Source organism: Bdellovibrio bacteriovorus (assembly GCF_001592745.1).
GTDB lineage: Bacteria > Bdellovibrionota > Bdellovibrionia > Bdellovibrionales > Bdellovibrionaceae > Bdellovibrio > Bdellovibrio bacteriovorus_B.
The window spans coordinates 455,982-470,469 of the sequence record NZ_LUKD01000001.1; the positions used below are offsets into that span (position 1 = coordinate 455,982).

Sequence of the window (14,488 nt, forward strand, 5' to 3'; positions counted from 1 at the left end):
TAACTCAACGAAAATTCTTCGCCTTCCGATAAGTAAAAAAGATGAGAACAGGCACGTACTTTATTATTCTCATGTCTCTTTTTGGGATGCTTGCGCAAGCCGCTCCCAATGCTTTGACGTATCAAGGCCGTATCGTGAAGAGCGATGGCCAACCCCTTGAGTATGGAAACACCAGCTTTATTTTCGAGGTCACAAGCCCTAACGGAAGCTGCGTTATTTACCGCGAACAACGCGATGGCGTGAATCTTTTAAACTCTAACGGGGTTTTCGACGTACCGATTGGGTCAGGAACGAAGCTTTTCCCCACAGATCCTCTTTTTACTTTGCTGGATGCTTTTAATAACTCCAAGGTTCATGACTGTTATGGAGGCGCTACTTATACTGCCGCCTCTTCTGACATCCGCCTTTTGAAAGTGCAGTTTCATGATGGTTCGGGATGGAAGGTGATCTCTCCTTCAAACGAAATCCGTTCTGTTCCCTACTCGGCCTATGCGCTTTCTGCGGAAAAACTGGGAACTAGAACCGCCGACGAGTTTGTTTTAAAAACCGGTGTTCCCACATGTGCTGCGAATGAGTTTTTAACTTGGACTGGCTCAGCCCTGTCTTGTGCGCCGGTATCGGGTGCAGCAGGTGGAACAGTGATGCAAGTCACTTCGACGAACGCTTATGTTTCCATAGCTAATGGCACTTCTACACCGGCATTAACTTTAAACGTGGGTTCAACCGCAGGCACCGTCGCCGCCGGTGATGACACTCGCTTCAGTGACGCCAGAACACCCACAGGAACAGCCGGGGGAGATTTATCAGGAACCTACCCGAATCCGTCTGTCGCAAAAATTCAAAATACGGCTGTCAGCTCTGTGGCTCCCACTTCAGGACAGTATTTAAAGTTCAACGGCACACAATGGGCTGGCGCTGCAATCGCGATGAGTGATGTGACGAATCTAAATACGACGTTAAGCAACTATCAAACGACGGCTGCATTCAATGCCGCTGTTGGCCCCGCAAACTGTGCGGCTTATCAAACGCCTTATTGGAATTCCGTTTCGGGTAGTTTTCAGTGCCAAGCGATCAATGTCTCGGTCGCCGGCGACATCAGTGGAACTATCGGTGCTGTCTCTGTCGATAAAATCAAAGGTGTGAATGTCGATACGACCGGATTAACTTCAGGGCAGGTTCTAAAATACGATGGCACGAAATGGGCCCCGGCTTCTGATAGCAATGCTGGCGGAACGGTTACGAACATCGTGACAGGCACTGGGTTATCTGGCGGCCCTATTTCTTCGACGGGAACTATTTCCTTAGCTAATACTGCGGTGACTGCGGGCTCCTACGGATCGGCTACACAAGTTGGAACATTTACCGTCGATGCCCAAGGAAGATTAACTTCTGCTTCTAATACAGCCATCGTATTTCCGGTCACCAGTGTCGCCACTAAAACGGGCGCAATTACACTGGATTACGGAGACATCAATAGCGCCGCTTCAAAGTATCTTACTTATCGTCCGAACAATGTGGCCTGTACTGACGGGCAAACGTTGAAATGGATCACGGCCAATTCCCGTTGGGAGTGTGCGAACGACACGGACACTTCTTCCGGAGGAACCGTCACTAATATCGGCACTGGGACGGGATTAACTGGTGGACCTATTTCTACGACGGGAACTATCTCATTAGCGAATACAGCGGTGACGGCGGGTTCTTATACTCGCGCCAATATCACTGTGGATGCCCAAGGAAGATTAACAGCTGCAAGCAATGGAGCTTCCGTAAATCTTGCTACGGAAGTCACAGGAACACTTCCTATCGCCAATGGTGGTACGGGACAGACAACGGCGACGGCGGCTTTCAATGCTCTTTCTCCCCTGACAACAAAAGGGGATGTTTTAGTCAATGATGGTACGAATGACATTCGATTGCCTTCGGGTACAAATGGACAAGTTCTTTCTGTGAATACATCTCAAACGTCAGGTCTTCAATGGGTGACCCCTACAAATGGAACTGTGACCAACGTCACTGGAACCGCGCCTATTGTCGTTTCTTCGGGAGGAACCACTCCGGCCATCTCAATTAACGATGCGAGCACTTCTGCTAAAGGAGCCGTCCAAGTAGGAAGTGGTCTTGCGGTCAGTGCAGGCGTGGTGTCTGCGGATCCAGCAAACTTCCCTTCCGCAGTTCCTGTGAGTAAAGGTGGTACGGGAGCGACTTCAATCACTGCGAATCGTCTTGTGGCTTCAAACGGCACGGGATCCGCTCTAACCACTTTCAACTGCGCCGTGGGACAAATGGTGAGTTTCGATGCAACAGGTATGATGACGTGCTCCACATTTACAACCGGTTCAGTATTCTTGAACAATGGAAATTCTTTTGGATCCGCGGCCACTTTAGGTACTAACGATAATAATTCTTTAAACTTTGAAACCAACAACGCTGTTGCCATGACGATTCTTCCCAGCGGAAACGTCGGCATTGGTGATACAAATCCTTCGCAGAAATTATCCGTAGAAGGCTCTTTAGGTATTGGTACAAACTCCGCGACAAGCTCAAGCGTGCTATTTTCTCCCTCGACAACGCATCAAGGTTCGATTCGCATGACTACCGATAACAATGCAAACTATATTCAATCAGGACTTGATACGAGTATCGGCAGTGCTAAAGATTTAAGAATTGCTCCGTCCTACACCACGGCCCCATGGGTGACATTTAAATCCGATGGAAAAGTGGGCATTGGAACGACGACGCCTGCAACAAGCTTAGAGGTTTTGGAGACCACGGGAAATACGAGCCGAGGGATCACTTCAACAACAATTTCTTCCGCTAACCCCGGCGGACTTATTCAAACGCGCGGAGCTCGCGGTACCGCCAGCACTCCTACCGCAACACAAACAAATGACACCTTCGGTTGGATGGCCTTTATCGGTCATGATGGCGCAGGCTTCACGGGTCAAGCGCAACCCACAGGAGTTAGTGCCACGGCTACAGAGAACTGGAGTACGGGCGGCCACGGTTCTGCTTTAAGATTCACGACGACGACGAACACTGAAGTCAACGGTGGCGAACGCATGCGCATTGATCACAATGGGAATGTCGGTATCGGCACGACCACTCCTACGGCCAAACTCGAAGTCGTCGGTAGTGCGAAAGTCACTGGCAATCTCGTGGGCGCGGTGAAAGACACGTCAGGCACGTCTCTAAGAATGTGTACCGGTTCCGGAGCTAATTCAGGTTGGACTTTCTATGCTTTAAATGCGGGTATCACCGGGGCATGCGGTGCTTACATGAATATAGATACGTCGGCTTGTGGCTTCTCGACCGTATTTAAATATTTTCCATCTATCCAAGGAGACGGAGGACATTGGGTCACTACCGGAGCCACATCTGTTTACAATGCCACCGCCACGAGTTTTAGAATTTACATCAACCTGATTGGAAGCTTCGACTCCACGACCTGCAATACGACAACGCTCCCACACAATACAAATCACTATCGTATAGACTGGTTGGCTGTCGGGCTTTAACGAGTAAAATTGGTAATACTCACTCTGAGACAGTTTTTCGAAAAATAATCATTGTTTTCTAAATTCCTCCTCACAAAAATCCGATAAAATAAACATGATTCAGTCGTTCTCAGGTATGTTTCGCTGGCTGTTTCTTTTCTATGTGATGCTTTCTTCGGCCGGATGTACTCTAGAAGCATTACTTGAAAAGGAGATCTCATCTAAGATCACAGATGAGGTCATTCCCATTTCAATCACGATGGATGTTGGCGCAACGAAACTCATTGAGCCTTCAGGCGGCACTCCTCCTTTTATTTATCAAGCTTCAACATCGGGATATTTAAATACTTCAACGGGTGCTTACACCATTCCCGTCAACGCACAAGTGACGAATGAAACCTTCGATGTCATCGACAGTACCGGAAAGAAATTTTCGGTCACAGTTCACCGCAAAGGCTTTCGCGAATTTCGAAGAATCGAACTACCGCAATCCGCATCGCAAGATCAAAACTATGTGACCGATGCGGTCTGGCTTACTTCCGGTAAGGTGTTAGCAACGGCTATCGGCAGTGATTACGAAGGAGAGCGATGGGCCACCTATCGCAGCGATAATGACGGAGCCTCTTGGTCTCGCGTCGATCAGTTCATGGGCTACCACTATCATGGAGAGTCCCATCCTTTAGCGATGACCGCTAAAGGCAACACCGTCTTCGTTTGCGGGTATGCTTACAAATACAATTACACATCTGCAGACCCTTTATCTGGTTGGTTCGTTCGTAAGTCTACGGACGAAGGAACAACGTGGTCTACTTCGGATCATTGGTGGGAGAATCCTTTGGTAAACCATGTCTGTTATGATATCGCCGTCTCTCCAACAACAGGTTATATCTATGCCGTCGGTTTCACCGAATCCACTTCCGAAATGTTCTGGGTGATTCGCGAAAGTAAAGACGACGGGGAAACTTGGAACACAATTTATAAAGCGGCTCCAGTCGGCGGTGGCGGCGAAGAAGTCGCCTACCAAATTAAAGTGACTCCATCAGGCCACCTCTTTGTGATGGGTGCCGCAAATTCAATCATGTATTTTTTAAAAGGGACCTTCAGTGCGGGGGCATGGACATGGACACCGGCTACTTCTATTCCGGGAGCACAAATTTTCGGTGATTATCAACTCAGAGGAAATTTACAAGTCCTCGACGATAACAACGCCTATTTTTCTTGTCGACATGGCGTCTCCGGAAAAGTCTATCGAACCACCGACGGCGGCACCAATTGGTCGGAAGTTTATGTAGGTCAAAATTACTTACAAGGCATGACGGTGACAGCTTCGGGAAAACTGATCGCCACGGGAGGCAGCAGAAGCCCCACCAGTGACTGGAAGGTCGTATCATCTTCAGATGGCCTGACGTGGACGCCGTTAGATTTGGATGCCATTCTGACGGCTCCGAAAGAACCCCACGGAATCACGATCGTCGCACACCCCACTGTCAATAAGGTCTTAGCTATCGCCTCTAATAAAATACGTTATCAGGCCTCAGTAGCCTACTCTAACGATGATGGCACTTCCTGGAGTCTTGCAAGTGAAATTAGATTTCAATGGGCTTTCTATAGTTTTGTTTCGAAGATCATTCGAACTTCTGCAACCCAGTTGTTTTCTATTTGGGAAACAGGAGACATGGATGGAAATTGGCCCTGGGTTATTAAAAAGAGTTCAGACAATGGAATCACCTGGCAAGATGCCGATCACATTGTCACCGCTTTAGATGACACAAAGGCCGCCGACATTATTCAGGGGCATGATGACAACCTCTATGTCATCGGCCGGAAGGACGGCAACGCTCTCATTCGGCGATCAGCCGATGGAACGATTTGGACTGATGTTCACTCTTTCGCAAGTACAGCTTGGGAATACGCGTTTGCAACGGATAAAAACTCTGCCACTTATTTTGCCGCCAAAGATGGCTTGAACATCATCATTGGCAAAACAACGAATGGCGTGAGTTGGTCGGCAATAAAAACTTTTTCTCCACCAGGTGGCGTCCATGAAATGGGTTTTAGTTCTTTGAATGTCGATACCGTGGGAAATCTGTATCTGTTAGCCATTGAGCGCGTGGGAGCAGCGGGGACTGTCGTTCTTCATCGTTCTACAGACGGTGGAACAACTTGGGTTGAAGCTTTGCGTGGGCCTTCACAGCCTTCTTACTGGAATATATCATCGACTCTCAAAGTAAGTCCCGTGGGGGAAATCTATGTTTATGAAGGTGCCAGCATGTTCAGATCGACCGACAAAGGGGGAGCTTGGTCTGCCTACACGAATGTTCCCAGCAATGTCTTAGACATAGGCTGGAGTGGCAACACGGCCTACTTCCTGGCTACCGATCCCACTGAAGGCACGGCGGTATTCACGGAGGGATTTACTCCGGGTAGCTGGATCCTCATTGAGAGTGTTAAACAAAGATTCAACGTCGGCGAAATTGCCGGTGAATACGACGTTGAGCTTATGGAAAACAAATTCTACAGTCTTAGTTCATTAGAGCTGTTATTAAATTATAATTACAATGATGCCTATTTCGGAGCGCGGTCAATTCTGAGGATGATAGACACCTCTCAGTAGAGAACTATTTGATAGTGCCAGGAACTCCATCAAACATAAGTCCCAATGAAAAATATCCGCCCGAAAGATCTAAGGTATCGATGCTGGTACTCGCAGAACCTGTTCGAGTGAAACCATCTACTTTGTTACTTTCGTAACCACCTTCGAAAACCAGATAAAACTTTTTATAACCAATAGCGAAAGAAGCCCCCGCAGCCGCGTAAGGTGTCGCCACCCAATCACCCGAGGCGCGACGAGTGAACTCTCCGTCTTGGCTCGCAGTTTTAACTTTTAACGTCGTATTACTTCCTCCAACGCCCGCATAAAGATCGAAATATAAAAGATCCGTTTTAAATAAGGGAACACGCGCCAGTAGCAACATAGAATCTTGATCTATTTTGGCGCTGTAATCTGTCGAGGCATTTTCGGGATTTTCCTCCACGTCGGCCAGGCGTTTTGTGTATCTGACCCCGATATCTAAATAGCGATGTAACGGATAAGTGATTTCTATTCCCAGTCGATTGATGCTTTCAAATTTCTTAAGACCTTGGGCTTCGATCGTCTCGTTCACGTTCTTTGGATCAATCGTTTCCATACCCGCAAAAAGCCGACCTTGGACCGGGATCTCTTTCGCCGAAGCTAGATCGAGAGAGGAAAAAAGAACAAAAGCAGCACTGACAACAACACGCGATAGATTCATGGGATTCCCTTACTTTGAGGTCTTAAGGATATGGAGTTTTCTGGGAGAGCTCAAGTCCTGAGACTCTTCCCACTCACCTAAGAGACAGTCCTCAATGGGAAACCTGCGTTTCAAATTCAACCAGTAAAGTAAATTAGATTGGGGACGTTGGGGGCATATCTACTGCCACCGTGGCAGTAGATTTTTAAATTTAGAACGTATACTTCCAACCAGCGCCAAATCCTGCCAAAGAACCACGCTTAAAATCGATAGTTCCAGTACTGTCCGCCGCCGTCATTTCCAAGCCTACGGAACGGATAAACAATTCTAACGTAAAGTTTGGCGACATGATCATGCCCAACCCCACATACGCACCCAAAGCGCCGGAAACACTCCACCACGTTGTTGAGGAATTGTAAGATAAAAATGGAGCCGAGTAATTCAAGCCGAACGGAATATAAATATTCTCCCATCGATAGGCGATATTGCCTTCAAAAATCAGCAGCGTGAGTTCAGGAGAGTCGATAAGATCACCAGATACAGTTCCACCCGGCCCTTCAACTTCTAGAGATTTTATTTTGCGTTTAGGCTCCCACAGGATGGAACCAACAAATCCCCACGATTGCGGATTTAGTTTGGAATAACTCACGCCCAAGCCGGCCGAAGAATCCATCGTGTAAGTTGTATCGACGTAACCAGAGCCTGAAGTCGTGGAAACATAGGTATCTTCAAATCGAGCTTTAGTAGCCGTGGAATAATAGAGTGAAACACTGACACGCGGACCGATTTTGTCTGCTTCAGGAAGCAGGTTGTCCGTGCTTTCAACCGTCTTGCCACTGGCTTTTAAAAGAGCTGGTTCGACAGACATTCCTACCACCAACCCCGTACAATCCGCTGACTCCATAGTTAAAAGATTAGACTCTATGTCTGCAAGCGCCAATGAACACTGAGTTCCATCCTTCAATGTCACCAAATAAAGCTTTCCTTTTTCGAATGGAATAGGCTGACTGGCCTCTACGATAACGACATTGTGACTGCGAATGATTTGCTTCACTTTATACGATACATTCTGTGGTACTGGCGATATTACCACGGCACTTTGCACCGGAGCAGTGACTGAGGGAGCTAATGCTGGAGATGAAGGTACACTGGGAACCGGCGAAGTCACGGGTACAGACGTCGCTGCCGCATTTTCTTCAGGCGAAGACGATTGAGTTTCTTCTTGTCCCGCCGCCAATGTTGAAGAAGCCGCCTCTTGCGCCATCAGGGGAGACCAAACTAAAAACGGTACTACAAACGAAAGAACCTTCCTCACACGCCCTCACTACAAAAAATTGTTTAATCCATGATGGCAATGAAAAGGAGGTGAAGTTAAGTCAAAACAATTTGTTTAGACCTAAAACTAGCTTGTTTACTCTTCGTCGGAAGTTTCGGGCTTAGAAGTTTGAGACAGCTCATCCAAAGCCATCTCGGCGCGGGTTTTATAACCCTTCTTTGTATTACAGTCTTTGCAGGACGGGACGCAGTTGTTTTTGTTGGACTTCCCACCTCGCGCGATGGGAATCAAGTGATCCATTGTGAGATCGGCAGGCTTAAATCTTTCTCCACAGTGATAGCAAAGACCTTTACCCAGCTCTTGCTTCCACCATTGGCTTTGGCGCAGCTCGCGGGCCTTTGCTTTCTCACGTTTTTGGTGCTCCGGAGGAGCTGCCGAAAAGAAATAATCCATGGGGCTGTTATAGTCTAAGTCGGGTCTGACCGCAAGTTTCTAGACCTTTGAAGTGCCGCGAATACCTTTATTTTTAGGGGATTTTTACCGATATCAACGTGAAGGAGAACGAGCATATGTCAGTAAAAACCTTTAAAAAAGGCGAAGTGATCTATAAAGATGGCGACAAAATCACGTCGGTCTATCTTATTCAAACTGGTGCTGCCAATCAGTGTCTGATTCGTGGAAAAAAGACCATTGATTTGTTCCAGTTGGGCTCTTCTCACATCCTGGGCGATCAGGTGATTTTGGGTCAGTCCACTCACCCGACTTCAGCGGTTGCGACGACCGAAACAAAAGTTTTAGAAATCCCCGTTGAAACTTTGAAACAGCAGTATGAGGGTGCTCCTCAAATGTTGAAAGTGATCATTAAGTCTCTCGCCGATCGCCTTCGTTTGGCCGTGAATGATGTTCGCTCTAGCAAGCTTGAAAAAGACTCTTCTCCTTGTCCTGAAGACCAAGTGGCGAAAGCTTTTGGCGCTGTTTTTCACACTGCAAACCACAAGGGAGATCGCTCGACTCCAGGCCGTGTTGTTGTGGATTGGAATATGATGAAGCAGTACTCTCAACGTGTTATGGGTGAAGGCCCGAAGCGCGTGGAGCAGGTGATCAATGTCCTTGTGAAATTGAAGCTCGCACTTTACGAGATGGGCAAAGCTCCAGACAATCCAGATGGACCCGAGGAAATTCAAAAAGTTCATTTCTTGGATTTAGGTCTTTTAGAAAGCTTCTTTGAATTCTATCAATATTACTATTTCAAAAATCGTTCAGATCTTTTGAAAGTCGACGAGCTTTGTCAACAAATGCTCGACGCTCTTTTAAAACTTTGCGAAAACGAACAGCCAGACCGTTTCGGCATCGTGGGTGTTGAGTTCGCAAAGTTCAGCGAGCACTGCAAAAATGAACTCGGCATCAACTTGAACAATGACCACTTTGCCCGTCTTGAGGGTAAAGGCGTATTCATGAAGCGTAAAACCGGTAGCACTGGTGTTATTCTGCAATTTGAACTGAAAGAATTCCGCTCGATCTTCCAAAGCTGGAAGATGCTTCGTGAAATTGAAAAATGGAACGAAAAAGGCTTTGTCGACATGGACGAAAAAGAAGACAAACCTAAGAAAAAAACAGTGGGCGGCCCAGCCTGCCCGGCGTGCGCCGTGGAATTGCAAGCGGGCGCGAAGTTCTGCCACGAATGTGGCCATAAAATAGTAGCGGCGGCCTAAGATGAGTGAGGCCTTGATCGTCTTTAAAGCCATCGGCAACGACTCTGACAAGCAAATGCTTTTACAAAAAGCTTTGGCTAAGAAAGAGACTCTTTATCTTCGTGATAAATTTGATCGCGCTATTGCTTTAAAACCCGTGAGCATCAACTCGAACAATCAGATTAAGTGTCATCATCCCGAAGACACGACGATGAACACGAACGAGAAAGACACTTTCACCGCCAGCTTTTCAATTGGCGGCGAAAAATATCTTTTCGAAACTCATCCGGTCGTGTCGGAGCACTACGTGACTTTGACGGTGTTAAACCTGTTCCACCTACAAAGACGTCGCAACTATCGCTACGTGATGCCGGAAAACTATTCGGCGGAATTTGTTATTAATTATTTGAACCAATCCATCTGCTCTCACCCTTGCCGTCTTATCGATTTAAGCACGGAAGGTTGTGCGGTGGAAATCATGCAAGAAAGTGCAAATCTTCACCTAGAAGACTTAGTCGAAGCTGAAATCTTTCTAGGCGATCGTGAACCCATAATGGTTCAGGGCGTGATCAAAAACATCCGCGTGAAGGATGACACGCAACTGGTGTTGGGTGTGGAATTCAATCACTTGGCAAATTCCAGCGAAGAAAAAATTGTGACGTCACTCACAGATCTTCAGCGCGAAATCTTTTTCAGAAGAAAAGCAGCTTAAAAAAGGGGCCCAAGCCCCTATTAAAGATGTCGGATTTCTGCAGGTTTATTAAACCAGTTGTTATTCAAGCCATCAAAGTATGTCACCGGAGCATCAATCAGCTCTTGAGCATCGACATTATCCAGGCACGCCAGCGCAATGGACACAAAAGCGCCGCCGATTTCTTCGACATGCCCCCGACCAAACGGACGGCATCCACAGTTTTTGCAGAAAAGATGATGCCCGCTGAAAGTACCGAATTGATAGTCGGAAAGACTTTCTTGGCCCGCAAGCAGTTCGAAGTTTTCCGGCTTGATGATGACACTCCAACTGCGCACTTTGCGACAATACGTGCAATTGCACCTTCCGGTCCCTTTGCTAAGATCTATTTTGGCTTTGATTTTGACTGATCCACAATGACAACTGCCGTGATAAGTTTTTTCTGCCATAGAAAAACGTCCTTTCCAAACTCTTTTAGTACTTTCAGTGTAGACTTAAATATGACAAAATATGGCATATTTGTTTTTAAAAGAAGAATATGGCGAAAAGCAGTTATCAAAGTAAAAAAGATCGAATGGACCGCCTTTTAGGCCTTCTGAAGGCGGAGGACCACTCTACCAGTCTGGCACTTGCAAAAAAACTGCGAGTGAGTCACCGCACTTTAATGCGTGATCTGAAAGAGCTTACGGCCTCAGGGATACCCGTGGAAGCGGATCGTGGACGCGGTGGAGGAGTGCGTATCAATGCCCAATGGGGTTTAGGCCGTCTGCAACTGAACTACAAAGAATCTTTAGATCTGCTTTTGTCCTTAGCGATTGCGGAAAGATTTAATTCTCCGGTCCTGCTTTCCAATGTGAAGTCATTAAGAGATAAAGTGTTTCAATCCTTTCCTCAAGAACATCGTAAGAAACTACAGCTGATTCGTAAAAGAGTTCACATAACGGCTTACGCCGCCGAGAGTGTGCGTGTGACCTATGATGAGGTTCCCGCTCACGTTCAAAACTCTTTGCATGAAGCTTTTTTTGAAATGCGACGCCTTAAGATTGCCTACTGTGATGAAAAGAAAAATATCACGGAACGTTTGATCGAACCCCACTATCTGCTGCTCAGTTTTCCCATCTGGTACGTCATGGCCTGGGATCATCTACGTCAGGATCTAAGAGCCTTCCGCGTGGACCGGATTCAAAAAGCTTCTGTGCACGCGCAAGAGACGTTTGATATGCATCATCAGGACCTTTTCCAGAAAACCTTACAAAAATTTTCTGAAAGTCTGTGACTGCACACCAAACCTTGTAATTACACACGGGGCTTCATGATCTTAATCACGCACTCTCCTTTTTGATTCAATTCGAACGCTCTTTGCCGCAATCTTTGAGAAACGCCCGAGCTATCAAAAGGATTCGCCATGGAAGATATGATTGAAGGATTGGAAGAAATGACCGAAGAAAAATCAAGTCTGTGGCCGTGGTTGATTGCCGGAGCCGCAGTCGGAGCGGCGTATGTCTATTTCACTCAAAGCGAATCCGGCAAAAGGATTACAGCTGACGCGAAGGAATATTTCCGCACCGGAACAACCCGCGACGACCGCTTGCAAATGAAGGTGTTTTCGGAATTAAGCCAAATCCTGGGGCCGGGAAAAGAAATTCAAGTGCAGGTGGAAAAAGGCAGCATCACTTTAAGCGGGCCTATTTTGAGCGAAGCGCTTGAAGAAGTTCTAGTCTGCGCTAGACACATCCCGGGCGTTAAAAGCGTCATTAACAATCTTGAAATTCGCCAGCAGCACTGATTCGTGGCCGTCATCTTAAATGCTTCAGTACTAGCGTGTAGGATAATAAAGCTTATTGTCCCACATACCTTCATTGAAATACTGAATAGTGGCTTTCAGCTTTTGCTCCAATGCAAGTTTGCGAGCCTGTTGATCAGCGCTGATTTCAGAGCCCTGCAGTTCTTTAACACCATCACGGTCTAATAAAGAATACATCTGCGGCTCATTATGCCCTGGCGTCCAACGCAGGTAAAAGTCATTGGCAAAAAGAAGATAACGTCCATCAATAAAATTCACCGCCGACTTGTCCCCGTCCACGAACATCGAACTTCCTAAATAGTTCTTATCTTTTTCAGGAATGCCTAAAAAATCCAAAACTGTCGGAGGAATATCAATTTGCTGAACAATTTTTTCGGTATCCACTTGAGGAAATTTGAATGAAGGATGGTACAGGAAAAGAGGAATACGGTAGCTGCCCAGGTCATTTTCATACTCTTTACGATAGTGCATGGACGTATGATCGGCCGTCACAATAAAAAGAGTGTCCTTGTACCAAGGTTTCTTAGCCGCTTCTTCAAAGAATTTTTTTAAAGCGAAGTCCGTGTAAGCAACTGTTTTTAGAATCTCTATCGGCCCTTCAGGAAATTGATCCTTGTACTGCGCCGGAACTTTGAAAGGTTGGTGCGAAGAAAGTGTGAAAACCGAAGTCATGAAAGGCTGAGGCACAGAGTCCAGTTGCACCAGCATCCATTGCAAAAAGGGCTCATCCCAAATCCCCCACACGCCATCGTCATCGGAAGGATTATTGTATTCTTTTGAACCAAAGTATTTTTCCACACCTGCACTTTGCATAAAAGAGTCGAAATACATCGTACCGTTATGACCGCCGTGGAAGAAACTCGTCGAGTAGCCTTTTTGCGAAAGCAAAGTGCCCAAACCCAAAAAGTAATTGGAAGTGAAGTGTGAGGAGATAAAAGGCTCGCTCATCAAGGCTGGAATCCCCGCCATCACCGCGCCCACACCTTCGATCGAACGACGACCGTTGGCATAGGCGTTTTTAAAGACCAAAGATTTTTCCATTAAAGAATCCATGAAGGGCGTATAGCTTTTGCCATTCACAGGGCCTAAGTACTCCTCCCCAAAACTTTCCAAAATAATCAAAACGATATTCTGAGGTTTTGGCGAACGAAGTCCTTCCAATTTTGAACCGACGTAAGCACCATTTAAGTGTCTTAACATGTCGTCTTTATTTTCAAAGTACTTTTCCTGTTTAAGCCCTTGGGCGCCGTAACTTTTAATAAACGTAAAAGACGAATTTAAAACGAGATTATTTAATAACGGCGCTGAAAACACATTGGCACTGACAAAATTCACAGGCTTACTTTGCAAACCTCCGCGAATTCCTATGACCGAAATCACAATCGCTACGAACGACAAGAAGGCGTGCGATAGCCAATACCCCAGCGGCTTTTTTCTTTGCCCTGTCCAGTAAACGCCTTTTTGCTCTTTAAAACTAAGACGGAAGATCGCGAAAACAAATAACACCACCAAAGCGGTGTTGATCAGAAATAAAATCCAATAACTGGAAATAAAATTCCAGATCTTCCCCTGCAACTCGCCCATAATAAAAAGGCTGTCATAAGTAAAGCGGCGGCCCACGAAATTAATAAACTCCGTATCGCCCAGATTTAAAATAAAAAGAGGGATCTGCAGGACCGTGAAACCCAAAGCCAAAAGCCACTGCCACCCTTTTTGCCAGCTGCGAGGCCACGGAACCATGGCGGCTAAAATCAAAGGGGCGGAAAGGCTTAAGACCGCCGAAATATCAAAGCGCAGACCGACAATGAAGGACCACAGAATGTCTGAAACTGCCTTGGATTTAAAAAGGCTCCAATTCCATAGCAGAAACTCTACGCGTGCGAAGAAATAAAAAAGCAGGGCTAAGAGCGCTAAAGCAAAGACTTTTAGCAGCCGTGACGTCGGTCCAAACATATCGCCCATAGTACATCGACCGCCCGTGTCATTCAAGTGGACTTAGCTCTGTGCCTCTGCTACTTTCCCCCTCTATGACACCAGAACAAATGAAAGAAAGATTAGAATCTCACTACCAAGGCGCGAAGATCGAAGTTTACGATCTTACAGGCACTCAAGATCACTATGAGGTGTTCGTGGAAAGCCCTGTGTTCGCGGGGATGACTCGCATTCAACAGCATCAGCATGTGATGGCTTGCTTTGGTCCAGAATTAAAGACTGGCGAGGTTCACGCACTCTCAATCAAGACTAAGATTAAGTAAGT

The 14,488-nt window shown here is 46.6% G+C and carries 12 protein-coding genes; 7 read left to right on the forward strand and 5 right to left on the reverse strand.

Annotation, left to right across the window (positions count from 1 at the left end):
* The first annotated feature begins 71 nt into the window (after positions 1-71).
* Together AZI87_RS02135 and AZI87_RS02140 are read left to right on the forward strand one after the other, a co-directional pair.
* Positions 72-3,518 carry a beta strand repeat-containing protein gene (locus AZI87_RS02135; protein WP_063204788.1) on the forward strand — a complete coding sequence of 1,149 codons (3,447 nt, stop codon included), beginning with the start codon at positions 72-74 and terminating at the stop codon, positions 3,516-3,518.
* Positions 3,519-3,612: 94 nt separating this feature from the next.
* On the forward strand, positions 3,613-6,111 hold the full coding sequence (locus AZI87_RS02140) for a sialidase family protein (RefSeq protein ID WP_063204789.1): 2,499 nt from the start codon (positions 3,613-3,615) through the stop codon (positions 6,109-6,111).
* Positions 6,112-6,115: 4 nt separating this feature from the next.
* Here AZI87_RS02140 and AZI87_RS02145 read toward each other — a convergent pair whose 3' ends face one another.
* The 3 genes from AZI87_RS02145 to AZI87_RS02155 form a co-directional block, all read right to left on the reverse strand.
* Positions 6,116-6,790, reverse strand: coding sequence for a hypothetical protein (locus AZI87_RS02145; protein ID WP_063204790.1), 675 nt, complete (start codon positions 6,788-6,790; stop codon positions 6,116-6,118).
* Positions 6,791-6,980: 190 nt separating this feature from the next.
* Positions 6,981-8,084, reverse strand: coding sequence for a hypothetical protein (locus AZI87_RS02150; RefSeq protein ID WP_155722480.1), 1,104 nt, complete (start codon positions 8,082-8,084; stop codon positions 6,981-6,983).
* 96 nt (positions 8,085-8,180) lie between these two features.
* Positions 8,181-8,498: an HNH endonuclease gene (locus AZI87_RS02155; protein WP_063204792.1), complete on the reverse strand. Its 318-nt coding sequence runs from the start codon at positions 8,496-8,498 to the stop codon at positions 8,181-8,183.
* A gap of 116 nt (positions 8,499-8,614) precedes the next feature.
* Between AZI87_RS02155 and AZI87_RS02160 the strand changes: the two genes are divergently transcribed.
* Positions 8,615-9,757 (forward strand): cyclic nucleotide-binding domain-containing protein, encoded by a 1,143-nt coding sequence (locus AZI87_RS02160; protein WP_063204793.1) that lies wholly within the window; start codon positions 8,615-8,617, stop codon positions 9,755-9,757.
* Between the two features lies 1 nt (position 9,758).
* Positions 9,759-10,448, forward strand: a complete 690-nt coding sequence (locus AZI87_RS02165) for a PilZ domain-containing protein (RefSeq protein WP_063204794.1) — start codon at positions 9,759-9,761, stop codon at positions 10,446-10,448.
* 20 nt (positions 10,449-10,468) lie between these two features.
* Here AZI87_RS02165 and AZI87_RS02170 read toward each other — a convergent pair whose 3' ends face one another.
* Positions 10,469-10,876: a GFA family protein gene (locus tag AZI87_RS02170; protein ID WP_063204795.1), complete on the reverse strand. Its 408-nt coding sequence runs from the start codon at positions 10,874-10,876 to the stop codon at positions 10,469-10,471.
* A gap of 89 nt (positions 10,877-10,965) precedes the next feature.
* Here AZI87_RS02170 and AZI87_RS02175 point away from each other — a divergent pair, with 89 nt between their 5' ends.
* Both AZI87_RS02175 and AZI87_RS02180 read left to right on the forward strand, forming a co-directional pair.
* A complete protein-coding gene (locus AZI87_RS02175) occupies positions 10,966-11,703 on the forward strand; it encodes a helix-turn-helix transcriptional regulator (protein WP_063204796.1) in 738 nt (245 codons plus the stop codon).
* A 129-nt stretch (positions 11,704-11,832) separates the two neighbouring features.
* The gene (locus AZI87_RS02180; protein ID WP_063204797.1) at positions 11,833-12,213 is read left to right on the forward strand and encodes a BON domain-containing protein; all 381 of its coding nucleotides are present in this window, start codon (positions 11,833-11,835) and stop codon (positions 12,211-12,213) included.
* 30 nt (positions 12,214-12,243) lie between these two features.
* Here the strand turns inward: AZI87_RS02180 and AZI87_RS02185 are convergent, their stop codons facing one another.
* Positions 12,244-14,193 carry an LTA synthase family protein gene (locus tag AZI87_RS02185; protein ID WP_253696355.1) on the reverse strand — a complete coding sequence of 650 codons (1,950 nt, stop codon included), beginning with the start codon at positions 14,191-14,193 and terminating at the stop codon, positions 12,244-12,246.
* An 80-nt stretch (positions 14,194-14,273) separates the two neighbouring features.
* Here AZI87_RS02185 and AZI87_RS02190 point away from each other — a divergent pair, with 80 nt between their 5' ends.
* Positions 14,274-14,486, forward strand: coding sequence for a BolA/IbaG family iron-sulfur metabolism protein (locus tag AZI87_RS02190; RefSeq protein ID WP_253696357.1), 213 nt, complete (start codon positions 14,274-14,276; stop codon positions 14,484-14,486).
* Positions 14,487-14,488 lie beyond the last annotated feature (2 nt).

Bases quoted from the DNA above. Each gene is read 5' to 3' on its own strand.
- AZI87_RS02170 (WP_063204795.1), bottom strand. From the start codon at position 10,876: ATGGCAGAAAAAACTTATCACGGCAGTTGTCATTGTGGATCAGTCAAA.
- AZI87_RS02175 (WP_063204796.1), top strand. From the start codon at position 10,966: ATGGCGAAAAGCAGTTATCAAAGTAAAAAAGATCGAATGGACCGCCTT.
- AZI87_RS02180 (WP_063204797.1), top strand. From the start codon at position 11,833: ATGGAAGATATGATTGAAGGATTGGAAGAAATGACCGAAGAAAAATCA.
- AZI87_RS02190 (WP_253696357.1), top strand. From the start codon at position 14,274: ATGAAAGAAAGATTAGAATCTCACTACCAAGGCGCGAAGATCGAAGTT.
- AZI87_RS02165 (WP_063204794.1), top strand. From the start codon at position 9,759: ATGAGTGAGGCCTTGATCGTCTTTAAAGCCATCGGCAACGACTCTGAC.
- AZI87_RS02160 (WP_063204793.1), top strand. From the start codon at position 8,615: ATGTCAGTAAAAACCTTTAAAAAAGGCGAAGTGATCTATAAAGATGGC.
- AZI87_RS02145 (WP_063204790.1), bottom strand. From the start codon at position 6,790: ATGAATCTATCGCGTGTTGTTGTCAGTGCTGCTTTTGTTCTTTTTTCC.
- AZI87_RS02155 (WP_063204792.1), bottom strand. From the start codon at position 8,498: ATGGATTATTTCTTTTCGGCAGCTCCTCCGGAGCACCAAAAACGTGAG.
- AZI87_RS02140 (WP_063204789.1), top strand. From the start codon at position 3,613: ATGATTCAGTCGTTCTCAGGTATGTTTCGCTGGCTGTTTCTTTTCTAT.
- AZI87_RS02135 (WP_063204788.1), top strand. From the start codon at position 72: ATGTCTCTTTTTGGGATGCTTGCGCAAGCCGCTCCCAATGCTTTGACG.
- AZI87_RS02185 (WP_253696355.1), bottom strand. From the start codon at position 14,193: ATGGGCGATATGTTTGGACCGACGTCACGGCTGCTAAAAGTCTTTGCT.